This is a genomic window from Candidatus Dormiibacterota bacterium, from assembly GCA_035635555.1.
GTDB lineage: Bacteria > Acidobacteriota > Polarisedimenticolia > Gp22-AA2 > Gp22-AA2 > Gp22-AA3.
Map to the genome: position 1 here is coordinate 63,713 of DASQAT010000018.1, position 24,919 is coordinate 88,631.

Genomic DNA, 24,919 nt, shown 5'->3' on the forward strand with positions numbered 1-24,919 from the left:
CTCTCATGCCCGGTCCGGGACGGGTGGGGGAGTGTCTTCATCTGGAGGGTCTGATGCGCAGGCTCGTTAGCCTGAGGTCGCTGTTGCTCGCAGCCTATGCCGCCTTCGTCCTGGCGGCCGCTTTCATCTTCGGGATCGAAGCGAACCTCGCCGGTCGCAACTCCGCCCCGGGGGTCGGGGCCCCTGGAGTGAAGCAGAAAGGCGGCGGCTTCGAGGAACGGTTCAGCCCGTCGAGCTCGTACGATTTCTGGCAGCGCACGACCCTGCCCACCCTGCAGGGAAGAGTCCCGGGGCTGTCCCCCTTGGGCGACCGGTTCAAGACACTCGACGTCCCCGGCAATCGGCGCGGCCTCGTCCTGACCCCTCTCGGGTTCTTCAATCTCAAGGACGCGCGGTCCTTCGACAGCCTGCCGCGCGGTCTGCAGCGCGCCGCGACGCACCGGCGCGCAGGGCGCGGCGGGCTGGCCCCGGGCGCGAACATCATCCAGGTCTCCGAGCAGGCCGTGCGGGATCTCGGAGTGGATGCGATCGGCCGCGCGCTGGGCGAGTCGGGCCGCGTCTTCGCCTCGCTGCCCGAGCGCGCGTTCCTGGTCCGCTCGCGCGACGCGGCGGCGCTCGATCGCCTGGCGGATCTGCCGTTCGTCGAGGCGATGGCGCCGTACCATCCCGCCCTCAAGATTGACCGCAACCTCGGGCGCACGCCGATGATCCAGGCGAGCCGGGCGCGCTCCACGACGCTCGAGCTGATGGTGAGCGCCTGGCCGGGAGCCGTGACCGACGAGACCGAGCAGATGCGCCGCGCCGTCGAGAGCCTGGTGGGCAAGCAGGCCGTGAGCGACTACTCCGGCGACGGCAGGGTGTTGCGCGTCGAGGCCGACGCTCAGAAGATCGCCGCCATCGCCGCCCTCGACCCCGTCGGCACGATTCAGGAGGTCCCCGAGCTGATGCTCGCCAACTCCGAGGCACCCAGCCTCACGATGACCGGCAGCGTGGAAGATACCCTGGGCGCGAGGCCGTACTCGGACATCGGGCTGGACGGCGGCGGGGTCGGCGCGTTCCTCTGCACGAACAACCCTGCCCTGGTCTGCACCATCGACGCCAACTGCAGCGCAGGGGGGCTCTGCCGATTGCAGCGCCTGAACAACGGCACGGCGCCGGTTCCGCCGCAAATCGTCGCGGTCACCGACAACGGGCTGAGCCTCGACTCGGCGCAGTTCTCACAGACGGCCACCCAGGTGACCGACCTGACCCACCCGATCGGCCCGGCGCATCGCAAGGTGCAGGCCATTCAGCCCATCGCCGACAACGGCGACACCTGCGACGGCGTCCTGTTCGGGAGCGGCACGCACGGGAACGTGGTGTCGGGCGCCATCGGCGGCTTTCCCTCCGAGGTCGGCGCCTTCGCGAACAAGTCGATCCTGAACGGCCGCCCCATCATCACCGGCATCAACATGGACGGGATCGCCCGCGGCGCGCGCATCCTCATGCAGGACTCGGCGGGTCCGTTGCGCTGTCTGTACAACGAGCTCATCGAGCTGGGCGGCAACGTCACTCCCGGCAATCTGGAGACCCGCCTCGAGCAGGCGCGTGACGGCGGCAACAATGTCCACCTGCACGTCATGCCGTTCGGGGCTCCCATCAACTTCGACAGCATCCTGTTCAATCCCTCGAACGGCACTTATCCCGCCGAGTCGAGCCAGATCGACACCTTCCTGGTGAACAACCGGGATTACATGGTCTTCGTGCCGGTCGGCAATCAGGGGGCGGCCCCCTCCCAGGTCAGCCGCCGCCTCTATCCCGACCTGTTCGACGGCACGAACGCGGACAACGATCCGAACGTCCCCGTCGGTCTCGAGATCTCGCCGCCGGCTACGGCCAAGAACATCGTCTCAGTCGGCAGCCATCGCTACGACATGCAGACCTTCTCGGGCACGCGCAACCTCGAGGAGGAGGGATCGGCCTGGTCGTCGCGCGGGCCGGCGACGCCGCTGTCCCTGCGGACGGCGCCGATCGTGATGGCCGCAGGCGAAGACTTCAGCGGGTTGTTCAACGCCCCCGGGACGGTCGGCGTGGCGGTGTTCCGCAGCCGCGACAACGACAACATCAACCCGGTCGAGGCGCAGCTCGACGAGAACAACCTGGGGACCTCGTACGCCTCCGCCTACGCGACCGGCGCCGGTGCGGTCGTGCGCGACTACTTCGCCCAGGGCTTCTACCCGACCGGCAGCCGGAAGACGGGCGACCGGATGGCGAATCTCTCGGGGTCCCTGGTGAAGGCTGCCCTGGTCGCCAGCGCCAACTTCCTGGAAGGGATCGGCGTCACCGATTATCCGACTACCAACGACAAGCTGGTCGGCCAGTCGCGCGCGGTCAACCTCACGGTGTCGGGCGTCGGCGTCATCGGCAACCAGGAGCAGGGGTACGGCCGCATCCAGCTCTCGAGCGTCCTGCCGATCCCGAACTGGCCGCCGTCGAAGGCGATCGGGCTGCCGAATACGCCGGAGTATCCGGCCTCCGGCGTGCTGATCTTCGACGATATGGGGACCGGTGAGCCCCCGATCAACAACTTGACGAACACCACCGCCACGCATCTCTTCACCGTCAACGCGCCGAGCACGACCGGTCTGCCCGGCGGCGGCCGTGCCGTCTCGATCGGCAGCCTGCGCGTGGCTCTCGCCTGGCCCGACCCGCCGGACGTGGCGGATGGCGCCGGCACGCTGGTGAACGATCTCGATCTCGAGCTGGAGTCTCCGGGACGTGACAACTGCCTGTTCGCCGGCGACATCGCGCCCGGGGGCGCAGTCTGCGGTGCGAACAGCGCCAACGACAACGTCCTGTACGACGGCAACGTCTACCAGACCGGCGGCGGCCCGCGCGTCGGTCAGTGGTCCCTGGGCCGCACCCCCCTCGATGCCGATCCGGGGGACATCCGCAATCCGGTCGAGGCGATCCACCTGTCCGCCGTGCGCGTCAACACGGTGGGACAGCCGGCCGAGTCGCAGATTCCGATCGGGACCTGGCGCGTCCGCGTGAAGCACGGCGCCGGGGGCGCCACGGCGGGACAGATCACCGCGATCAACGGTCCGAATGAGGACACGAACGGCAACTTCCGGCTGGACGCCGGTGAGGACCTGGACCACGACGGTCTCCTGGACGCGGGGGGGCAGCCGTACGCGCTGGTCATCGCCGGTCCGGTCCTGGGGACCGGCACGCAGAGCTGGGCCGGGACGTCCCACACCTTCCTGGCCAGCCAGATCGATCTCGACAAGGGAACCTACGGCTGCGCCGACGACGTCGAGGTCCAGGTGTTCGACCCCGACGGCACGACCGCGAGCGTCGCCTCGGCCACGACCCTGACGGTGCAGGACACGCTCGGGAACATCCTCGATACCGAGCGCGGCTTCGCGTTCACCGAGACTCCGACCGGCAGCCACGGGTTCCGCTCGATGAAGGTCCCCGTTCGGCTGGTGTCGCCGAACGCGGTGGCGAACAACGGTCTCCTGGAGGCCGACACCGGCCGGTTCATCGTCGTCGACTACGCGGACCCTGGCCAACCGGCCGGCCAGGCGCGCGCGACGGTGCGCTGCGATCCCGATCTGTTCCTGAGTCCGCTCGCGATCCGCGACCAGACCGACCAACCGGCCCTGATCACGGGCGGCTGCGACCACGACCAGTTCCCGGACGCGGACGAGATCCTCGGGTACACCATCGCCCTTTTGAACTCGAACCGCGGGGACGACTACTCGGAGGTGACCGCCACACTGACCCCCTCGGGGACGGGGGCGGCGGCGATCAAGGTCCTCGACTCCCCCAAGGGAATCGGCCGCCTTCCCGGCGGGCAGACGACGGCCATCGGTTTCTCCTTGAAGGTCGACGGCGCGGTGCTCAACGCGCTGCCGGTGGCCAGCCGCAAGGTGACGCTGACCCTGCAGCTCGATTCGAGCAACCGCTCGAAGATCATCGGCCGTCAGACGTTCGCCTTCACCTACGCCATGAACTCCGACAAGGAGGTGCTGCACTACTCGACCGATTATCCGGCCGGGAACCAGTTCGGCACCGGGCGCGAGGTGCGCGATCTGAACCGGAACCTCCAGATCGACCTCCCCGACGCGATCAATCCGTTCACCGGCATCCAGACGCCGGACGAGGACATCACCTTCTCCTCGCTGTTCACGAGCGACGGCGGCGTGGTGCGCAACACGCTGGGAGAGGACCTGAACAACAACGGGACGCTGGACCCGAGCACCGAGAACGACGTGATCCCGAACGGCATGCTGGACAGGGGGATCCTGTTCGCGCCGAGCGGCCAGGACACGCGCGACAAGGTCCCCTTCGCGCTCGACCTGAACGACGGCGGCTTCTTCACGACGCGGCACCCGGTCAGCATTCCCGGCAACCTTCCGGGCGGGTCGATCTGGGAGTACCAGCAGAGCGGTCTGTGCGGGTTCCAGACGGCGATCGGGGACAACAACCCCGCCCCTCTGTTCCAGAACTTCGGCGCGGGGATCTGGCACACCGGGGACGGCGATCCGACCACGCCGGACGCCACGGCCACCGGATGCGACAACTACGCCATGCCGCACGATCTCGCGACACCGCCGCAGGCCGAGAGGATCCTGGACATCCTGGAGTCGCCGATCATCGCCCAGGTGCACCAGCTCCCCGACGCTCGAGGGTTCCCCTACACCGTGGAGTTCCAGCGTCTGGCGATGAACGTCAACATCCAGACCCCGGATGCCTATGCGGGCGGGTTCATCAACCTCGACAGCAACCTGGAGAACGACGACCGGAACTGCCTCCTCTGTCAGACCGTCTTCTACCAGCGTTTCGGGGGGGTGTATTACAACGTCGCCCACTGGGCGACCTACAACTACGGCATCGATCCGTATTACTACGACGTCGATCCTCAGCGGACGTTCGGAGCGCTCGTGGATCCGGACAGCTCTCTCGCCAACAGCCGCACGATCACGGGGGACGAAACCGGATTCTCCGGGTTCACCGCCAACACCAATCCGGACAGCACGACCCCGATGCCCCCCGCGGCGCCCGATTTCCTGCCCTACCCGCGCGCCATCGACCCGCTGCCGTTGTCGTACCAGGCCGACCACCGCCCGGCCGACCGGCGCCCCGCGGGGCCGGTGCGCAACTTCGACTGGTCGCTGATCAATTACCAGGAGGGCCTGACCTACGCGGAGACCGGCCCCGGAGCGTTCGAGGCCGGCGGCTTCTTCAACCCCGGCCCGGCCGGCACCCGCTGGCAGTTCGAGATCGGCTTCTTCGTCATCGAGAGCAACGCCGGGACGACCGACTACGGGCTGGCGGTCGACGATCCCGTCCTGGAGTGGGACGAGGTCCACCCGCTCGACGAGAGCCAGTTCGCGCCCCCCCACACGCCCGCGTGCCAGCGCTTCGGACAGGCTGGCGAGGCGGCCGGCCAGCAGTGCGCGACGATCGTCGTGGACCGGACCGTGCTGTACCAGTGCGACGAGGCGATCGAGGTGACGGTCAACGATCCCAAGAGACCCCTCGACCAATTCGTCAGCGTGCAGGCCGCGACCGAGAGCGACTCGACCCAGATCACGACGGGGGTCGACAAGGTCAGCGTGCCGATCAAGAGCTTCCAGCTTCCCGCGGTGGCGCCCGGGCTCTTCCGCGGCACGATCACCGTGTCGGCCCAGTTCAACAATCCCGGGACGATCTTCCTGACCCCGTCCACGGATCAGAACCTGACCGTCTACTACAGCGACCCGCTGTGCGACGCCGACGCCGACGGCCAGCTGGCGGAGAGGACCTTCGAAAACGTGGACGGCGACGGCATCGCGGCGCCCCCTGTCGGCACCGACAACTGCCCTCAGGTGTACAACCCCGGCCAGGAGAACGGCGCCTGCGTCGGCGGCGCGACCCCCGGCAAGCCCTGCTCGTCCTCCACGGTGTGCGGCACCGGCACCTGCGTGGGGGACGCGGACGGCTTCGGCACCCTGTGCGACAACTGCCCGACGGCGACCAACCCGACCCAGATCGACAGCGACGGCGACGGCGTGGGGGACGACTGCGACCTGGACGACGTCGACTTCGACGGTATCGCGAACCAGCTCGACAACTGCCCCGACGTGTACAACCCGTTCCAGGTGCCCGGCCAGGGCTCGACCACCCGCGGGGACGCCTGCAACTCCTCGAGCGACCGGGACGGCGACGGCATCCAGGACAGGAACGACAACTGCGTGCGCGTGCCCAACCTGACTCAGACCAACACCGACAACGACGCGCTCGGGGACGCGTGCGACGGGGACTGCCAGGGGGCGCTGAAGACCACACTGGCCTCGGGGAACTGCAGCCGATCCAACTCCATCATCTGCACCGCCGACACGGGGGCGGGCGGTTGTCCGATCACGGGAACGTGCAGCAACATCGCGAGGGTCTGCACCCAGAGCAGCCAATGTCCCACCGGAGGCACCTGCCTCAACATCTCGCAGGAGGTGTGCGTCAAGTTCGAGGTCACCAACGCGGGCTTCTGCTCCACCGTCAACGATGACGAGGACGTGGACAAGGTGCCCGACTCCGTCGATGACTGCCCCAACACCTACAACCCGGCGGTGCTCGCCAACACGAACCGCCAGAGGGACACGGATTCGGACGGTCTGGGCGACGAGTGCGATCCGGTCGGCACGTGGGACGACGACAACAACGGCGTGCCGGACGACATGCTGAGCTACAACGTGGTGGTCGCCTGCCGCGCCGTGCCCCTCGCCAAGATCCTCGTCATGTCGACGCAGGTCGGCGACGTGGACGGCGACCATGACGGGTTCGCGGACAGCGGCGAGAAGGTGCGGATCTACATGTCGGTCAAGAACGCCGGAACGTTCGACCTGACCAACGTGAGCCTGAATCTCAACAGCTCCGATCCCGACGTGGCGTGCATCACGCGGCCGACGATCTTCCGGGCGCTGTTCCGGGCGGGGGAGACGCTGAGCCTCGGCTCGATCGGGGCCGACCGGATCGCCGGGACCGCCGACGACACGGGCGACTACTACGAGGTGGTCACGAAGCAGACGATGCAGAGCACGAGCGCCGCGAATCCGGCGACGCTCGACATGACCCTGACCCTGACATCGGCGGAAGTCCTCGGGACGACGGCCCGGGTGCCGGTGCTCATCCTGGCCGACCTCGACCTGCCACCCGCGGCGAACCCCGTCAAGATCCCGGGTCCGGACGGGTTGATGGGGACCAGCGACGATGGTCTGTATTCCGAAGACTTCGACACGGACCGCGACAGCGATGGCGTCGTGACCATCGCCGACCAGCCGCGTGGGACCCCCGGGGTCCTGAACGACACTCTGGGCAACACCGTGCGCACGACGCAGGGCGGTCTCGGCGGCCTCGCCGGCATCGGCTGCGGCGGATTCAACGTGCCGCCGGCGGATCCCGGCTGCATCATCGATCCCGACAACGAGATGGACTGGCACATCCATTGTCCGGTGGGAGCCTGCCCGAACGCCACAGGCCACATCACCCCGGCGGACGGCGCCCTGGCCCACAGCGGCACCAACTCGCTGCACTGGGGTTACCATACCGACACGTCGAACCGGCTCAACGGTGACACCGTCAAGTTCAGGCAGCTGGCCGCCTTCGTGACGGAGCCGATGATCCTCACCCCCCTCCCCGGCTGCTGCACCGAGGTCTTTCCGGCCTCGGGCGATTTCCGCCCCGATCTGCAGCTGTCGTTCTTCCATATCGCCAGCATGATCAGCAACGATTCCGGGGTCAACGCGCCGCCGGGCACGGCGTTCGACTACGGCGACGTGCAGATCCACGTCGATCAGGGAGGGACCTCCGGCTGGGGGACCTGGGACAAGCTGGCGCCGTTCGAGAACGTCTATGACCACGTGCCGCAGATCTGGAGCGATTTCGGCACGTCCACGACCTACTGCCAGCTGACCCCGACCGATACGGGCACGGCCCCGCCCGCCCCGCGCGGCGTCCACGAGACGATGTGCTGGAACCAGGGCGTCTGGTCGAACTGCGGCTGGCAGTGGGACCAGACGACGACCAAGGAGTGCGATGGACCCGGTCAGACCGGGAACACCGGCTCGGGGAACTGGGTCCAGACAAAGTTCGACCTGGGCCGGTACCTGGGTCAGAGGGTCCAGATCCGCTGGATCGCCCAGTCCTGGGAGTTCAACCCCACGGGCCAGTCGTACGAGCAGGAAGCCGGTTCCTGGGACAACCAGCTCGACGACGACGGGTGGTGGGTGGACGACATCAAGATCACCGGCCTCATCCAGACCCAGATCAGCCTGCTCGTGGACAACCGTCCGCCTCAGTCCGGAGCCTGCCCCGCGACCTGCAGCCAGGCTGTCGGAGATCACGGCACCACCGCGGTGCTCGTGGTCCGCGACGCCAACGCCGACGGGGTCATCGAGCGCGGGGAGAAGCTGACGCTCGACGCCTCCGCCTCCTCGTTGCCGGGCGGTTGCGTGGGCGGAGTCGCGCAGTACCGCTTCGCGCGGGACGGCAAGGTCGTGCAGGACTGGACGACCAACAACGCCTTTATCGACGCGCCGGTTGTGGACGCGAACTACCAGCTGTTCGTGCGCTGCAGCGCCGACTTCCAGTGCACCGGCACCACGGGGGCCTCGTCACTCGCCCGGGTCTACACCGGTGACGGAGCGGACCTGGCGCTCGGCCTGACGCACCTTCCGGCCGGCTCCGCCACTCTCACCTGGCAGGCGCGGCCGCAGCCGTCGTCGGTGAACGGCTACGACCTCTTCCGAGGTCTCCTGACCGGAAACGTGTCCGACACGACGCTCGCGACCCTCACCTGTCTGCGCCCGGACCTGCCGCAGCAGGCGGTCGGCAGCAGCGTCCTGGCCACCGACACCGCGACCCCGGGGCTCGGGCAGTCCTTCTACTACCTCGTGGGGCACAGCGCCAACGCCGCCGGCGGGAGGGACGCCCTCGGCCGCAAGAGCGACAACACCATCCTCGTGTCGACGGTGAGCTGCCCGCCGTAGCGCGGACACGCTCCTGGAACGGGCGGGCGTCTCCGCTTCTGTGGTAGCGTTTCCGCGTGAGCGACCGCAAGGAACGCACCCTGCCCGGGCTCCTCGAGGAGTGGGCCGAAGGCCCGCTGCGCGAATCGCTCGCGCGCCTGCCGGAGCGCAGCCCGAAGTTCGAGACGGACAGCGGGATCCCGGTCGAACGGCTGTACACGCCGCTCGATGTCGGGACGATCGACTACCCGGAGGACCTCGGGTTCCCGGGCGCCTACCCGTTCACCCGCGGCGTGCAGCCGACCCTGTACCGGAGCCGCTTCTGGACCATGCGGCAGTACGCCGGCTTCGGCGACGCCGCCGGGACCAACAGGCGCCTGCGCTACCTCCTCGGCCAGGGGCAGACGGGTCTGTCGGTCGCCTTCGACCTTCCGACCCAGATGGGATACGACTCCGACCATGCGATGGCGCAGGGGGAGGTCGGGCGGGCCGGTGTCTCGATCGACACGATCGACGACATGCAGGACCTCCTGGCCGGGCTGCCGCTCGACCGCGTCTCCACCTCGATGACGATCAACGCCACCGCGGCGATCCTCCTGGCGCTCTATGTGGCGGTCGCCCGGAGGCAGAGCATCCCGCTCGGGGCGCTGTCGGGGACCGTGCAGAATGACGTCCTGAAGGAGTACATCGCGCGCGGCACCTATATCTTCCCGCCGCAGGCCTCCCTGCGCATCGCCACCGACCTGTTCGCCTACTGCCGGAACGAGCTGCCGCGCTGGAACGCGATCAGCATCAGCGGCTACCACATCCGCGAGGCCGGCTCGACGGCGGTGCAGGAGATCGCCTTCACCTTCGCGAACGGCATCGCCTATCTCGAGGCCGCGCGCGCCGCCGCGCTTCCGATCGAGGAGATCGCCGGGCAGGTCTCGTTCTTCTTCAACGCGCACAACAATTTCTTCGAGGAGATCGCCAAGTTCCGCGCGGCGCGCCGCGTCTGGGCCCGCATCATGACGCGGCGCTTCAAGGTGAATGACCCGCGCGCGCTCCAGATGCGCTTCCACGCGCAGACAGGCGGTTCGACGCTCACGGCGCAGCAGCCGGAGAACAATGTCGTCCGCGTCGCCGTGCAGGCGCTGGCGGCGGTCCTGGGAGGGACGCAGAGCCTGCACACGAACGGCATGGACGAGGCGCTCGGCCTGCCCACGGAGAAGGCCGCGACCGTCGCCCTGCGCACGCAGCAGATCCTGGCGCACGAGAGCGGCGCCGCCGACACCGTCGATCCCCTGGGCGGCTCGTACTACCTCGAGACCCTGACCTCCGCCATCGAGGAGCGCGTGTGGGCGTATCTCCAGAAAATCGACGACCTGGGCGGAACGCTCCGCGCGATCGAGACCGGCTTCCAGCAGAAGGAAATCCAGGAGGCCGCCTTCCGGCACCAGCGCCAGGTCGACGGCGGCGCCCGCGTCATCGTCGGCGTCAACCGGTTCAAGGACGAGGCGGCGGAGCAGGGCGGCCCTCCGATCCCGATCCAGAAGATCGACCCCCGCCTGGAGCAGGAGCAGCGCGCGCGCCTCGCGGCGTTCAAGGGACGCCGCGACCCCCGGGCCGTCGAGACCGCGCTGGCGGCCGTGGGCGAGGCGGCCCGCTCGGGCTCCAACCTGCTGCCGCTCATCGTGCGGGCGGTCGAGGATCGAGCCACGCTGGGTGAGATCTCCGACGCTCTGCGGGGCGTCTTCGGGCTGTATCGCCCCGCCGCCGGGGTCTGAGCGGTGCCCCGGCTGCTCGATGTCTCCGACCTGTCGACCCACTTCCGAGGCGCCGGCGGCGAGGTGCGTGCCGTCGACAGGGTGTCGTTCCACGTCGACGAAGGGGAGACGCTCGGGCTCGTCGGGGAATCGGGCTGCGGCAAGAGCGTCGCCGCGCTGTCGCTCGTCCGTCTCGTGCCCCCGCCCGGCCGCATCGTCTCCGGCCGCATCGTCTACAAGGGCCAGGATCTGATGTCCCTCCCGGAGCGGGGCATGCGGCGCGTACGCGGGCGCGAGATTGCCCTCGTCTTCCAGGAGCCCTCCACGGCCCTCAACCCGGTGTTCACGGTCGGCTACCAGATCGCCGAGGGGCTGATCGTCCACGGCATGATGAAGAAGAAGGAGGCCCTGCGCGAGGCGGTCCGTCTGATGGAGGTGGTGCGCATCCCGGACGCGGCGCGCCGCGCCACCGAGTACCCGCACCAGATGTCGGGCGGAATGCGGCAGAGGGTCATGATCGCCATGGCGCTGGCATGCCGCCCGGCCCTCCTCGTCGCCGACGAGCCGACGACCGCACTGGACGTGACGATCCAGGCGGAGATCCTCGATCTCCTGCTCACCCTCAAGCGGGACTTCCACCTGTCGCTGCTCCTGATCACCCACAACATGGGCGTGATCGCCGAGACCGCGGACCGGGTCGCGGTCATGTACGCCGGCCGGATCGTCGAGATGGCGACCACGCGCGACCTGTTCCTTTCGCCGAAGCACCCGTACACGGCCGGTCTGCTCCGTTCGATCCCGCGCCTGGGCGAGGCGGCGGCGGGGACGGGTGGCCGGAAGAAGCGTCTGTCCGCCATCGACGGCACCGTGCCGGATCTGGAGCGCCTGCCGGCAGGGTGCGCCTTCCACCCGCGCTGCCCGGACGTGATGGACGAGTGCCGGGTCGGGACCCCTTCTCTTCTGCCGATCGGCGCCGCCGGACGCACCGTGGCCTGCTACAAGCACCACGACATGGAAGGGCGCCCGCGGTGAGCGCGGTCGAGACGGTCCGCCCGCTGCTTCAGGTGGACTCCCTGAAGAAGTACTTCCCGATCAGGCGGGGGATCTTCTCCGGTGTCTCGGGATGGGTGAGGGCCGTGGACGGAGTGTCCCTGCACCTGGCACCCGGCGAGACCCTGGCGCTGGTGGGGGAGTCGGGGAGCGGCAAGACGACGACCGGCCGCTGCATCCTGCGCCTCGTGGAGCCGACGTCCGGCTCGGTGACCTTCGACGGGGTCGACCTGCTCTCCCTGGCGCCGCGCGCCATGCGGCGCATGCGCCGCCAGATCCAGGTCGTGTTCCAGGACCCCTACGCCTCCCTCAACCCGCGCATGCGCGTCAGGACCATCGTCCGCGAGCCGCTCGACATCCACAGGATCGGCGCGAACCGGAAGGAGCGGGACGAGATGGTGGCGGCCCTCCTGCAGCGGGTCGGGCTGGACCCGGCCATGCGGGACCGCTACCCGCACGAATTCTCGGGGGGCCAGAGACAGCGCATCGGCGTGGCGCGCGCCCTGGCCCTGAAGCCCCGGCTCATCGTCGCGGACGAGCCGGTCTCGGCTCTGGACGTCTCGGTGCAGGCCCAGGTCATCAACCTGCTGATCGGGCTTCAGGAAGACTTCGGCATCGCCTACCTGTTCATCGCGCACGACCTGGCGGTCGTCGAGCGGATCGCCGACCGTGTGGCGGTGATGTACCTCGGCCAGATCGTCGAGGTCGCGACGCGCGACGAGATTTTCAGAAACCCGCTTCACCCTTATACTAGGGCGCTCCTGCAGGCGATTCCGATCCCCGACCCGGCCAGGGCCAGGGAGCGGCAGGTCCTGCACGGCGACCTTCCGTCGCCGTCGCAGCCGCCGCCCGGCTGCCGGTTCCACACGCGCTGTCCGAGCGCGGTGGAGGCGTGCCCGCGGATCGAGCCGCCCCTCGTGGAGGTGAGCCCGGGCCACCTGGTGGCCTGCCACCTCCATCCGGGGCCCGCCGGCGGCGCGTAGTGGCCCGGGGAAGGGCGGCGTGATGCGCCGCGGATGAAACTTCCCGGCGGGGTCGAGCGTATAGAGATTCAAGCAGCGGGACGAGGACCGGCAGTCGAGCTGGGGGAAGGAGTCCGTTCCTTCCCCCGTTTTCGTGAGCAGCGACGGACACCGAGGTGATCTGATGACACGACGCGTGACGCGCCCGACCTTGACCCTTCTCATGATCCTGGCCCTGCTGCCGCCCCTGGCGGGGGCCGGACCGCTCGCGCAGGAGACGCCCCCCGCGACGCCGGGCGCGGCCCCGCCGCCCGAGGCCCCGGCCGCGCCGGCCTTCGTCCTGTCGCTGCAGGACGCCGTCAAGACGGCGCTCGAGAACAATCTCGACATCGTGGTGCGCGCCTACGATCCGCTCCGGAGCGAGGCCCAGGTCATCGTCGCAGAGTCGATCTTCGACCCGCTCCTGAACGGCACCGCGACCAGCAGCAGCACGCAGCGCCCGTCGCCGACGGCCTTCGTGTCCTCCAGCAAGACGCATGATTTCATCGCCTCGTTCATCGACCCGCTCCAGACCGGCGGCAAGTACCAGATCGACCTCGAGGCGTTCGACAACGCGGCGCAGTCGACGTTCAGCGGGAACACGACCGAATTCGATACCTCCTGGAGGGTCAGCATCACGCAGCCTCTCCTCAGGAATTTCGGCCCGAAGGCGAGCAAGACCTTCGTCGTGGAAGCCCGCAACACGCTCGGCATCAGCCAGTCCCTGTTCCGCTCGACGGTCATCGACACGCTGTCCGCGGCCGAGAAGGCCTACTGGGACCTGAATTTCACTCTGATCAATCTCAAGACCAGCCTGGCGGCGCTGCAGCTGGCGCAGGACTTCCTGGATCAGAACCGGATCAAGGTGCGGGTCGGGACGCTGGCCCCTATCGAGATCACCCAGGCCGAGGCCCAGGTGGCCGATCGGGAGGAGGCGGTGATCATCGCCGAGAGCCAGGTGAAAACCGCCGAGGACGGCCTGCGCCGGGTCATGAACGTGCCGAAGGACTCACCGGTGTGGTCGCAGCCGCTCCTTCCGAGCGACCCGCTGCCGCTGGTCGAACAATCGCCCGACATGGAGAGCGCCGTGTCGACCGCGCTGCAGCACCGCCCGGATCTTGAGCAGGCCCGATTGGATCTGAAGTCCAAGGAGGCGGACCTGGCCTTCCGCAGGAACCAGAGACGCTGGGGCCTGAACCTGAACGGTTCGTACGGCAAGGTCGGCATCGACGTCGACAACTATGGCAATTCCATCGACGATCTGCGCCGCGGCGCCAACAAAGACTGGCAGGTGACCATGGCCCTGGGGATCCCGATCGGCAACCGCCAGGCGATCGCCAGCTTCACCGACTCGGAGTACGCCCTGACGCAGGCGGGAAAGGGTCTTGAGACGCTGGAGCTCGCGGCCCGCGTCCAGGTGCGCGACGCCGTGCGAGCCGTCCAGACGACGCTGAAGCGCGTCAAGGCGGCCCAGGTGAACGTGCGCCTGCAGAAGGAGAAGCTGTCCGCCGAGCAGAAGAAGTTCGAGAACGGCATGAGCACCTCCTTCCAGGTCCTGCAGTTCCAGAACGATCTGTTCACCGCCCAGGTCCGTGAGAACCTCGCCATGGTCGATTACAACAAGGCGCAGGTGGAGCTGGAGCGGGTCCAGGGGACGCTTCTCGAGGCCAGACACGTCGCGGTGCCGGCCAACGATTCCCGCCGGACCCTGCCCTATCGCCCGAGGACCAGAGTCGAGGGAGCGCCCGGCGGAGAGCGCCAGCCGGCGGGGGCCACGTCGTCGGCGGGACTGGAGGGGGCCGTCCCGTCCGCCGGGGGGCTGCCGAACCAGTTCGTGCTGGAGGGAAAACGCCTGGTCGCCGGGTGGGCCGACCCCTCCCAGGGGGGATCCTCGGCCCCATGAAAGGGCTCCCCGGGGGGCTTCCCGTCATCCTCCTGGGATGCCTCCTTCCGGCCGGCTGCGGACAGGGAAGCCGGCCGAACATCGTTCTGGTGGTCATCGACACCGCCCGGGCCGACCGCTTCTCCTTCGACGGCTATGCGCGCCAGACCTCGCCCCAAATCGCCGCGCTGGCCTCGGAAGGGGCGATCTACGGGCAGGCGATAACACCCGCACCCTGGACCCTGCCGGCCCATTCCAGCCTGTTCACGGGGCTGTTTCCCTCCTCCCACGGGGCCGACTCCGGTCATCTCCATCTGGATGAGAAGTTCCGCACCCTGGCCGAGTCTCTCCATGACGCGGGGTATCGCACCCTGGGGTACGTGGCCAATCCCTGGGCCGGTCGGCAGTATGGACTCGACCAGGGGTTCGACGAGTACGAGGAGTTCTGGAGGAAGACGGAAAAGGACAGGATGGAGAGAGACGACGCCGGGGCCGCCGAGCTGAACGGGAGGGTGGAGCGCTTCCTCGCCTGGCGGCAGGACAACCCCGCGGCGCGCGATCAGCCTTTTTTCGTCTTCATCAATTACCTCGAGCCGCATCTTCCCTACAACCCCCCCGAGCCCTGGAGGTCCCGGTTTCTCTCCCCGGGGACGGATGGAGCGGCCGTCGAACGGCTGCGACACTTCAAGCATCCGGACGAGGTCAAGTACGTCCTCGGCCTGGGGGGGCTCAAGGAAGGGGATCTGAACGTCCTCTCCGATCTGTACGACGGAGAGATCTCCTACATCGACGAGAAGGTCGGGGAGCTGGCGGCATTCCTGAGGGCGCGGGGACTCCTGGACCGGACCGTCCTGGTCATCACGTCCGACCACGGCGAGGCGATCGGCGACCACGGGTTCCTGGACCACAAGATGAGCGTCTTCCAGGAACTCTTGAATGTCCCCCTGGTCGTGCGCTACCCGGCGGCGGTCGAATCCGGCCAGCGGATCGCGGAGCCGGTCATGCTGCAGGATGTCTACGCGACGCTCCTGGGGCTGGCCGGCGTGCCGGTCGAGAACGCGCCGGACGGCGGGGATCGCCGGGAGTCGATCGTCCTTCCCGGCATCCGCGGCCTGCGCCGCGGGGGGCTCCGGTCGGTGCCCGAAAGGGGGGGGGAGGCGCCCCCCGCCGAGGGTCCCGTGCTGGTGAGCGAGTTCGCACGGCCGATCCAGTTCCTCGAGATCATCCAGGAGCGCTTTCCCGAGGTCCGCATCGTGCCGTGGGATCGGGCGCTCGTTGCCTGCCGGTTTGGAACCGAGAAGCTGCACTGGGCCTCCGATGGCCGGCACCGGCTCTACGACCTGGCCCGCGATCCCCTGGAGACGACCGACCTCGCCGCCGAGCGCCCCGACCGGGTCAGGGCGCTCGCGGCGCAGGTCGAATCCTGGCTTCGTCGTCCCGCCGCGCGGCCGCCCTACCGACTGCCACCCCCCTGAGAGTCGCGTCCCCGCGTCCCCGCGGGCGCGCCGGGCCGCAGCGCGCCGCGGCTCATGTTCGCTCGCGCGGGGTAAGTGTGCCCCTCTCACGCGCATGGCGCGGCTCAAAATCGCCGCGACGCGCTGCGGCCCGGCGCGCTCACTCCCGCGGTTTCACAGCGTTGAACAAGCGGACGACCGCGCACCGGATCTCTCTCGAATGAGAGATCGTTTCGGATCGTGTGCCGCACCCTGGTCCGCGATCGTGGACGTCGTCATCGGCGTGGAGGACCGGGGAGCGAGGCAGGCGGAGAGGGGGTAAGGCGATTTTGAGCCGCGCCATGCGCGCGAGTTGGGCACGCCTTATGCCGCGCGAGCGAATATGAGCCGCACCCCCTCTCCGCCTGCCTCGCTCCCTCGGGGGGGCGCGGCGAAGGCCGGGCGGTTGCGCGCCTGACGGCCGGGGTGCTAGCATGACGGCTTCCTTACGTTGGAGCCACGCTGCGTGATGGCGGGCCGGCCTTTGTGAAAAATATCACGATGTGCGGGGACCCCGGATCGGAGGGGGAGACCGCGTGATCGACTACGTCCCGATCGGTCTGCAGCTCGTGGCCGCAGCACTCCTGGGGGCGGCGATCCTGGGGCTCTCGACCCTCGTCGGCAATCCTCGGACGAGCCGCACCGACCTGAGCCCCTACGAGTGCGGCGTCGATCCGCTGGAGCCCTCCGGCAAGCGCTACACCGTCCGCTTCTACATGGTGGGAATGCTGTTCATCCTGTTCGACATCGAGGCCGCCTTCCTGTATCCCTGGGCGACCGTGTTCCGCGATCTGGGGATGCGCGGATTCCTCGAGATGGCGGTGTTCATCGGGGTTCTCCTGGTCGGATTCCTGTACTGCTGGCGCCGCGGCGCCCTCGACTGGGACTGAAGCGGAGAGAGGACGAAACGTGGAAGGTCCCTACATCGCCCCCCTGCCTCCGCGCCAGGTCGTCGATCTCCTGAGGGAGCGTTTCCCCGGTGCTCTCGAGGACGTGGCCGAGTTCCGCGGCGAGATCACCGTCGTCATCGCGAAGGATGCGTTGCTCGATGTCGCCCGTTTCCTCCGGGACGACCCCGGGACTGCGTTCGACATGCTCTCGGTCGTCACCGGCACGCACTACCTGGAGCGCGACCACGATTACGAAGTGCTGTACCACCTCTACTCGCTGCCCAGGAATCACCGGTTGCGCCTCAAGGTGCGTCTTGACGAAGGGGAGACGGTGCCGAGCGTCGTTTCGATCTGGCCGGGGGCGAACTGGCCGGAGCGCGAGGTGTACGACCTGGTCGGCGTGCGGTTCAGCGGTCATCCCGATCTGCGGCGCATCATCATGCCCGAGGACTACCCCGACCATCCGCTGCGCAAGGACTTCGACGTGGAGGGGGGGCCCCGGGATGCCCGGCCCCGGGGCCGCGTCGCCTCGCCCGGTTTCCGCGACATGGAGAGCGTCTAGATGGACGACCTGCGCGTCACGTCCCCGCCGTCGCTCCATCCCGAGGCGCCCGCGGGCGAGGACGCCGTGCATGGCGAGTCCATGGTGGTCAACATGGGACCGTCGCATCCGTCCACCCACGGTGTTCTCCGGCTGGTTCTGACGCTCGACGGCGAGGTGGTCAAGGCGGTGCAGCCGCACCTGGGCTATCTCCACCGGGGCATGGAGAAGATCGCCGAGGGGATGACCTACAACCAGTTCGTCCCGTACACCGACAGGCTCGACTACCTGGCGCCGCTGTCCAACAACGTCGCCTACATCCTGGCGGTGGAGAAGCTCCTCGGGATCACCGTCCCGCCGCGAGCCCAGGTGATCCGCGTGATGTGCTGCGAGATCGCGCGCATCTCGGCGCACCTCCTCTGGCTCGGGACCGGGGCGCTCGACCTCGGGGCCGCCACCGTCTTCTTTCACACCTTCCGCGAGCGTGAGACCCTGTACAACATCATCGAGGCGCTCACGGGGGCGCGGCTGACGACGTCGTACACGCGCGTCGGCGGGCTGTCGCGCGACCTGCCGGCCGGCTGGACCGGGCAGGTCCGCTCGTTCGTCGATACGTTCCCCAAGTTCCTCGACGAGCTCGACTCCCTGCTGACGCGCAATCGCATCTGGATGAAGCGCACGCAGGGGGTGGGCCGGATCAGCGCCCCGGACGCGGTCGCCCTCAGCCTGACCGGCCCGAACCTGCGCGGAACCGGAGTGGCGTACGACGTGCGCAAGACCGAGCCGTACAGCGGTTACGAGACCTACGAGTTCGACGTGCCGGTCGGCAGCGAGGGGGACGCCTACGATCGCTACCTGGTTCGTTTCGAGGAGATGCGCCAGAGCGTCAGGATCCTGGACCAGGCGCTGCGGCGGCTGCCCGACGGTCCGGTCGCCGTGGACGATCCGAAGATCACCCTCCCGAAGAAGGAACGCGTCCTCACGAGCATGGAGGAGCTGATCGAGCAGTTCATGCTCGTCACCGAGGGGATCAAGGGGCCGGTGGGAGAGGTGTACCACGCCATCGAGGCGCCCAAGGGGGAGCTCGGATTCTACATCCGGAGCGAGGGGGACAAGTCCCCCTACCGCCTGCACATCCGCTCCCCGTCCTTCATCAACCTTCAGGCGATCGAGACGATGGCGGTCGGAGGCCTGCTGTCCGACCTGATCGCCGTGGTGGCGAGCCTCGACCCCGTGATGGGGGAGGTGGACCGGTGACGATCCCCGTCCGCCCCGAGACCGATCACAAGATTGACGATCTCTTGAGCCGCTTCCCGATGCGGGGCTCGGCTCTTCTTCCCGCTCTGTACCTGGTGCAGGAGGAGAAGGGGCACGTGTCGGACGAGTCGATGGAGTACGTCGCCTCCAAGATCGGCGTCTCGCCCGCATTCGTCGCCGGGGTGGTGTCGTTCTACACGATGTTCCATCGGCGGCCGGTCGGGCGGCACCACATCCAGGTCTGCCGCACGCTGCCGTGCGCCCTGAGCGGTTCGGACACCTTGATGGCTCACCTGAAGGCGCGTCTCGGGATCGGGGACGGGGAGAAGCGCGCCGACGGGAAGGTCTCGCTCGCGTCGGTCGAGTGTCTGGGCGCGTGCGACCGCGCGCCGTTCATCCAGATCAACGAGAGGGAGCATGGGCCGGTCGACGGGACGAAGATGGACGAGATCCTGAAGGGGCTGGAGTAGAGACGATGCCCTTCGAGCCGATCCTGACGCGCAACATCCGCAAGCCGGGCTCGGAGACGATCGACGTCTACATGGCGTCGGGGGGCTACCAGGGGCTGAGGCGGGCGCTGAAGGAATTCACCCCGGAGAAGCTGATCGAGGAGGTGAAGGCGTCGGGGTTGCGGGGGCGCGGCGGCGCGGGGTTCCCGACCGGGATGAAGTGGGGCTTCCTTCCGAAGACGAAGGACAAGCCCCGCTACCTGTGCGTCAACGCCGACGAGAGCGAGCCCGGGACGTTCAAGGACCGGCTCCTGATCGAGAGGGATCCGCACCTCGTGCTCGAGGGGATCATCCTCTCGGCCTACGCCATCGAATCGAGCCTGGCGTTCTTCTACATCCGTGGCGAGTTCCACCAGGGGTGCCGCACGTTCGAGAAGGCGGTGCAGGAGGCCTACGCAAAGGGGTTCCTGGGGAAGAACATCCTCGGGAGCGGCTTCGACCTCGATATCATTATATATAGGGGGGCCGGGGCGTACATCTGCGGCGAGGAGACCGCGCTCCTCGAATCCCTCGAGGGGAAGCGCGGCTATCCCCGCATCAAGCCGCCGTTCCCGGCGATCGTCGGTCTGTACGGCTGCCCGACCATCATCAATAACGTCGAAACGCTCGCGAACGTCACGCTCATCGCGGAGCGCGGCGCCGCCTGGTTCGCCTCGATCGGCCGGCCCCCGAAGAACACCGGACCGAAGCTCTTCTGCCTGTCGGGGCACGTGAAGCGCCCGGGCGTGTTCGAGGCGCCCCTCGGAGTGCCGTTCCTGGAGCTCCTCAACGAGTATGCGGGCGGCATGAAGCATCCCGACCGTCCGCTGAAGGCCGCCGTTCCGGGGGGCTCGTCGATGAAGATCCTGCCGGCGGCGAAGTGCGACGTCCTGATGGATTTCGACTCGCTCGCCGCCGCCGGAACGATGCTGGGGTCGGCGGGCGGCTTCGTCATGGACAGCGGCACGTGCATCGTCTGGGCGCTCCACAACGTCGCCCGCTTCTACGCGCACGAATCGTGCGGCCAGTGCACGCCGTGCCGCGAGGGGACCGGCTGGCTGGTCAAGATACTCGCGCGCCTCGAGCGCGGCGACGGGCACCCCGGGGACGTGGATCTCCTGGCCGGGATCGCCGGGAAGATCGAGGGGAACACCGTGTGCCCCTTCGGCGAGGCGATCGCCTGGCCGGTCGAGTCGTACGTCAGGGTGTTCCGCGACGAGTTCGAGGAGCACGCCAGGGCCAAGGCGTGTCCTGGGAAAGCCGCCGCCGCCCGCTGAGGAGAGCGATGTCCGAGATCAGTCCGCCGCCCCACCAGCCCAATGTCCCGGCCCCGGCCCCGGCGCCGCCGGTCGACCGGGCGCCTGCGGCCGCGGCGGCCCTGCCGCAGGCCGGGCCCGACGAGGTGGCGCTCCTGATCGACGACCGCCCGGTGGTGGCGAAGAAGGGGGCGACCGTCCTGCAGGCGGCGGAGAAGGCCGGCGTGCTCGTGCCGCACTACTGCTACCACCCCGGTCTGAGCATTGCCGGCAACTGCCGCATGTGCCTGGTCGAGATCGAGAAGATGCCGAAGTTGCAGATCGCCTGCGCCACGGCGGCCGCCCCCGGGATGGTCGTGCGCACCGCCAACGATCGCGTCCGGGGAGTGCGCGCCGGCATCCAGGAGTTCCTGCTGATCAATCACCCGCTCGACTGCCCCATCTGCGACCAGGCCGGCGAATGCAGGTTGCAGGCCTACGAATCGGCCTACGGTCAGGGGTACAGCCGCTTCGAGGAGGAGAAGGTCCACTCCCCGAAGCGCTACGACATCGGCCGGGACGTGAAGTTCGACGCCGAGCGCTGCATCAAGTGCACACGCTGCATCCGTTTCTGCGACGAAGTGAGCCTGAGCCACGAGCTGGGACTCTTTCAGCGAGGCGACCACGCGATCATCGGCACGTTCCCCGGCCGGCCGCTCGATAATCCCTACTCGGGCTGCACGGTGGACGTCTGCCCCGTCGGCGCCCTGACCTGGAAGCCGTTCCGCTTCAAGTCGCGCGTCTGGTTCCTGAAGAACATCCCCACCGTGTGCGCCGGCTGCGCGCGCGGCTGCAACGTCGACCTGGCGACCTTCCGCGACCGCATCCACCGCATGACGCCGCGCGCCAATCCCGACGTGAACCGCTACTGGATGTGCGACGAGGGAAGGGAGTCGTACGCGGAGCTGTACGAAAGACCGCGGTTCGAGAGCCCGGTGGAGCGCCCGGCTCCCGGCGACAGGGTCGAGCCGCGGGACGCGTCGGCCCCGGAGCCGGAGTCGCCGTGGGACCCCGCGCTCGACCGCGCCGCCGCGCTCCTGCGCGCGGTGGCGGAGAGGCACGGACCGAAGGGCCTGGCCGCGATCGTTTCCGCGCGGCTCACGATAGAAGACCTCTACGTGGCGAAGCGCGTCCTGGGGGATCTGCTCGGGGTGCCGCGCCTGGCGGTTCCGCCGCACGAGGCGGGGGAGGACGATCACCTCCTGCTGCGCCGCGACAAGACGCCGAACGCCCGCGGCGCCGACACGGTGGGTATCGGCGCGCCTTCGGCCGGCCGCGTCAAGGAGATCCTGGAGGACGCGGTCCTCGGCCACGTGCGCGGCCTGGTCGTCGTGGGGGAGGACCTCACCGGACTCCCGGGATACTCGGAGAGCCTGTACGAGAAGCTGGAGGCCCTGGTCGTCATCGACTGGTGGAAGAGCCCGACGGTCGATCGCGCCCACGTGGCGTTGCCGGCGTGCGGCTACGGGGAGTTCGAGGGGACGATGATCAATTTCCAGGGACGGGTGCAGCGCCTGCGCGCCGGTCTCAGGCCGCAGGGCGAGGCGGACCCGGTCTGGCGCATCCTGCGCGACCTGGGCTACCGCTTCGGCTTGAGCAGCGAGTACCCCACGCCCCGCGCGGTCTTCGAGGACGCGGCGGCGAAGATTGCCGCGCTTTCGGGGCTGTCGTACCGGGCGCTGGGCGATCTCGGCGCGCCGCTCGCTGCGGCGCGGGAGCGCACCGTCGGCGCGCCCGCTCCGGGCGCCTGAGATGGATCCCAACCTCAGTCAGCTCCTGGTCGAGAGCGCGGTCAAGATCGCCATCTTCTTCTTCGTCGTCATGACGGCGGTCGCCTACATGACCCTCGTGGAGCGGCGGGTGTCCGCCTGGATCCAGGACCGCCAGGGGCCGAACCGTGTCGGGCCGTTCGGTCTCCTGCAGCCGCTCGCCGACGGGATCAAGTTCCTGTTCAAGGAGGAGATCACGCCGCCGCACGTGTACCGGCCGGTCTACCTGCTCGCCCCCCTGCTGATCTTCGTCCCGGCGCTCGTGACCTTCTCGGTGATCCCGATCGGTCCCGCGGTCGAGCTGCACGGCCGCATGGTGCGCCTCCAGATAGCCGACGTGGACAACGGTGTTCTGGTCATCCTGGCGCTGTCCGCGATGGGGGTGTACGGCGTGGCGCTGGCGGGCTGGTCGTCGAACAGCAAGTACTCTCTCATGGGCGGGCTGCGCTCGTCGGCGCAGCTCATCTCCTACGAGCTGGCGATGGGGCTGTCGATCGTCGGGGTGCTGATGGCCGCCGGGTCGCTCCGTCTCAACGACATCATCGAGCGCCAGGCGGAGCACGGCTGGAACATCCTCTGGCAGTTCCCCGGCTTCCTCATCTTCCTCACGGCGGCCTTCGCCGAGACCAACCGGCTGCCGTTCGACCTGCCGGAGGCCGATACCGAGCTGGTCGCGGGATACCATACCGAGTACTCGGGCATGCGCTTCTCGATGTTCTACATGGCCGAGTACGTCAACATGATCACCGCCTCGGCGCTGGCGACGACGCTCTACTGCGGCGGGTATCACGTGCCGGGGCTGTATCGGCTGGGCCTGCCGCCGCTCGTCGCAGCACTCGTGCAGGTCCTGGCGTTCTGCGTCAAAGTCGGATTCTTCCTGTTCGTGTACGTCTGGGTGCGCTGGACGCTGCCCCGATTCCGCTACGACCAGCTCATGAACCTGGGATGGAAGGTTCTGCTGCCGACGGCGCTCGTGCACATCCTGTGGGTGTCATTCGTGGTCCTGATGGACTGGAGCTGAGCGTGCCGGTCTATCTCCTCCTCGAGCTGATCCTCGTCCTGGTGCTGTTCGCCCTCGTCCGGGTGTACGCCCCGGAGCGGACGCTCCTCGCGGGCGCGATTCTGGGGGCCGGCGCCACGGCGCTCCTCGCGGTCAACTACCGGGCCCTCTTGAGCCTGGAGTTCTGGGTGGGTCTCATCGGGTTCGTCGCCATCCTGTCGGCGCTCATGGTCGTCATCCACCCGAACCCGATGGTGTCGATCCTCTTCCTGATCGTGAACCTGTTCTGCATCGCGCTGTTCTACCTGATCCTGCAGGCGCAGTTCCTGGCCGCCCTGCAGATCATCATCTACGCCGGCGCCATCATGGTCCTGTTCGTGTTCGTCGTCATGCTCTTGAATCTCAAGGCCGAGGTCGGGCTGCGTGTCGCGGCCGGACCGCAGCGGTGGGGGGCTCTGCTGCTCGGCGCCGCGTTCGTGGCTCTCCTGTTCAACGCCATCCGCGGACGCCTGGACCAGGCCTACGTCGAGCCCGGGATGTTCGACCCCGCGTTCGGCGCGGCACGGGGCCTGGGAGGCCTGCTCTTCTCGAAATACCTGTTCGCGTTCGAGGCGGCTTCGGTCCTGCTGATCGCCGCCATGATCGGGGCGGTCATCATGGCCAAGCGCCAGGTGAGGAGATGAGGATCGAGTTCTTCCTGCTCATCGCCGCGCTCCTGTTCGCGATCGGCTGCGTCGGCGTGCTGATCAGGCGCAACGCCATCGTCATCCTGATGTGCATCGAGCTGATGCTCAACGCGGTCAACCTGACGTTCGTCGCCTTCGCGCACGACAACCAGTCGATGACCGGGCAGGTGTTCGTCTTCTTCGTCATGACGGTGGCCGCGGCCGAGGCCGCCGTCGGGCTGGCCATCATCATCGCCCTGTTCCGCAGGCGCCTCACGACAGACGTGGAGGACGCCAGCCTGATGCGCTGGTGACATGATGCTGCAGCTGCTCTGGCTCGTGCCGCTCCTCCCCTTCGCCGGCTTCGCCGTGAACGGTCTTTTCGGCGCCCGTTTCCTGTCACGCCGCGTCGTGGGCCTCATCGCCTGCGCGGCGGTCCTCGCGTCGTTCGTCATCTCCGCCGGGGCGTTCGTGGAGCTGCACGATCGCCCGGCCGCGACCCCGTTCTTCACCCAGGATCTCTTCGAGTGGATGCCGATGGGGCAGGCCGCCGAGGGCGGCGACCTCACCGTGCGCTGGTCGTATCTGCTCGACCCGCTGTCGGCGGTGATGCTGCTGGTGGTGACGGGGGTGGGGTTCCTGATCCACGTGTACTCGGTCGGCTACATGGAGCACGAGCCGCAGGCGGCGTTCGCGCGGTTCTTCGCGTACTTGAACCTGTTCATGGCGATGATGCTGACCCTGGTCCTGGGGGCGTCCCTGCCGGTGGTGTTCGTGGGCTGGGAGGGGGTGGGTCTGTGCTCGTATCTTTTGATCGGGTTCTACTACGACCGGATGTTCGACGAGAAGACGA

Annotated in this window: 16 protein-coding genes; all 16 read left to right on the forward strand. The window is 68.4% G+C overall.

Going from position 1 to position 24,919, the window contains the following annotated elements; translation table 11 throughout:
* Window positions 1-53 precede the first annotated feature (53 nt).
* A complete protein-coding gene (locus VEW47_05240; protein HYS04579.1) occupies window positions 54-9,011 on the forward strand; it encodes a thrombospondin type 3 repeat-containing protein in 8,958 nt (2,985 codons plus the stop codon).
* A 56-nt stretch (window positions 9,012-9,067) separates the two neighbouring features.
* Window positions 9,068-10,756 (forward strand): methylmalonyl-CoA mutase family protein, encoded by a 1,689-nt coding sequence (locus VEW47_05245; protein ID HYS04580.1) that lies wholly within the window; start codon window positions 9,068-9,070, stop codon window positions 10,754-10,756.
* A gap of 3 nt (window positions 10,757-10,759) precedes the next feature.
* The gene (locus tag VEW47_05250) at window positions 10,760-11,767 is read left to right on the forward strand and encodes an ABC transporter ATP-binding protein (GenBank protein ID HYS04581.1); all 1,008 of its coding nucleotides are present in this window, start codon (window positions 10,760-10,762) and stop codon (window positions 11,765-11,767) included.
* Window positions 11,764-12,768 (forward strand): dipeptide ABC transporter ATP-binding protein, encoded by a 1,005-nt coding sequence (locus VEW47_05255; protein ID HYS04582.1) that lies wholly within the window; start codon window positions 11,764-11,766, stop codon window positions 12,766-12,768. Before VEW47_05250 ends, VEW47_05255 begins: the two co-directional genes overlap by 4 nt.
* A 163-nt stretch (window positions 12,769-12,931) precedes the next feature.
* Entirely contained in the window at window positions 12,932-14,689 is a 1,758-nt protein-coding gene (locus VEW47_05260; GenBank protein ID HYS04583.1) for a TolC family protein, read from the forward strand.
* Complete coding sequence (locus tag VEW47_05265; protein HYS04584.1) at window positions 14,686-16,143, forward strand: sulfatase; 1,458 nt, start codon at window positions 14,686-14,688, stop codon at window positions 16,141-16,143. Before VEW47_05260 ends, VEW47_05265 begins: the two co-directional genes overlap by 4 nt.
* 554 nt (window positions 16,144-16,697) lie before the next feature.
* A complete protein-coding gene (locus tag VEW47_05270) occupies window positions 16,698-17,051 on the forward strand; it encodes an NADH-quinone oxidoreductase subunit A (protein HYS04585.1) in 354 nt (117 codons plus the stop codon).
* Between the two features lie 19 nt (window positions 17,052-17,070).
* Window positions 17,071-17,613 carry an NADH-quinone oxidoreductase subunit C gene (locus tag VEW47_05275; GenBank protein HYS04586.1) on the forward strand — a complete coding sequence of 181 codons (543 nt, stop codon included), beginning with the start codon at window positions 17,071-17,073 and terminating at the stop codon, window positions 17,611-17,613.
* Entirely contained in the window at window positions 17,614-18,849 is a 1,236-nt protein-coding gene (gene nuoD / locus VEW47_05280; protein ID HYS04587.1) for an NADH dehydrogenase (quinone) subunit D, read from the forward strand.
* Window positions 18,846-19,319, forward strand: a complete 474-nt coding sequence (locus VEW47_05285) for an NAD(P)H-dependent oxidoreductase subunit E (GenBank protein ID HYS04588.1) — start codon at window positions 18,846-18,848, stop codon at window positions 19,317-19,319. The genes nuoD and VEW47_05285 overlap by 4 nt, the downstream gene beginning before the upstream one ends.
* 5 nt (window positions 19,320-19,324) lie before the next feature.
* Window positions 19,325-20,614 carry an NADH-quinone oxidoreductase subunit NuoF gene (gene nuoF / locus VEW47_05290; protein HYS04589.1) on the forward strand — a complete coding sequence of 430 codons (1,290 nt, stop codon included), beginning with the start codon at window positions 19,325-19,327 and terminating at the stop codon, window positions 20,612-20,614.
* A gap of 8 nt (window positions 20,615-20,622) precedes the next feature.
* On the forward strand, window positions 20,623-22,383 hold the full coding sequence (locus VEW47_05295; protein HYS04590.1) for a 2Fe-2S iron-sulfur cluster-binding protein: 1,761 nt from the start codon (window positions 20,623-20,625) through the stop codon (window positions 22,381-22,383).
* A 1-nt stretch (window position 22,384) separates the two neighbouring features.
* Window positions 22,385-23,422 (forward strand): NADH-quinone oxidoreductase subunit NuoH, encoded by a 1,038-nt coding sequence (gene nuoH, locus VEW47_05300; protein ID HYS04591.1) that lies wholly within the window; start codon window positions 22,385-22,387, stop codon window positions 23,420-23,422.
* Between the two features lie 2 nt (window positions 23,423-23,424).
* Window positions 23,425-24,084, forward strand: coding sequence for an NADH-quinone oxidoreductase subunit J (locus tag VEW47_05305; protein ID HYS04592.1), 660 nt, complete (start codon window positions 23,425-23,427; stop codon window positions 24,082-24,084).
* The gene (gene nuoK, locus VEW47_05310) at window positions 24,081-24,380 is read left to right on the forward strand and encodes an NADH-quinone oxidoreductase subunit NuoK (protein ID HYS04593.1); all 300 of its coding nucleotides are present in this window, start codon (window positions 24,081-24,083) and stop codon (window positions 24,378-24,380) included. Before VEW47_05305 ends, nuoK begins: the two co-directional genes overlap by 4 nt.
* A gap of 1 nt (window position 24,381) precedes the next feature.
* Window positions 24,382-24,919: NADH-quinone oxidoreductase subunit L (locus VEW47_05315; protein ID HYS04594.1), on the forward strand; the 538-nt coding region annotated here is incomplete at its 3' end.

Excerpts from the sequence above, each read along its gene's own strand:
- VEW47_05260 (HYS04583.1), top strand. The coding sequence starts at position 12,932 with ATGACACGACGCGTGACGCGCCCGACCTTGACCCTTCTCATGATCCTG.
- nuoH (HYS04591.1), top strand. The coding sequence starts at position 22,385 with ATGGATCCCAACCTCAGTCAGCTCCTGGTCGAGAGCGCGGTCAAGATC.
- nuoF (HYS04589.1), top strand. The coding sequence starts at position 19,325 with ATGCCCTTCGAGCCGATCCTGACGCGCAACATCCGCAAGCCGGGCTCG.
- nuoD (HYS04587.1), top strand. The coding sequence starts at position 17,614 with ATGGACGACCTGCGCGTCACGTCCCCGCCGTCGCTCCATCCCGAGGCG.
- VEW47_05295 (HYS04590.1), top strand. The coding sequence starts at position 20,623 with ATGTCCGAGATCAGTCCGCCGCCCCACCAGCCCAATGTCCCGGCCCCG.
- nuoK (HYS04593.1), top strand. The coding sequence starts at position 24,081 with ATGAGGATCGAGTTCTTCCTGCTCATCGCCGCGCTCCTGTTCGCGATC.
- VEW47_05265 (HYS04584.1), top strand. The coding sequence starts at position 14,686 with ATGAAAGGGCTCCCCGGGGGGCTTCCCGTCATCCTCCTGGGATGCCTC.
- VEW47_05240 (HYS04579.1), top strand. The coding sequence starts at position 54 with ATGCGCAGGCTCGTTAGCCTGAGGTCGCTGTTGCTCGCAGCCTATGCC.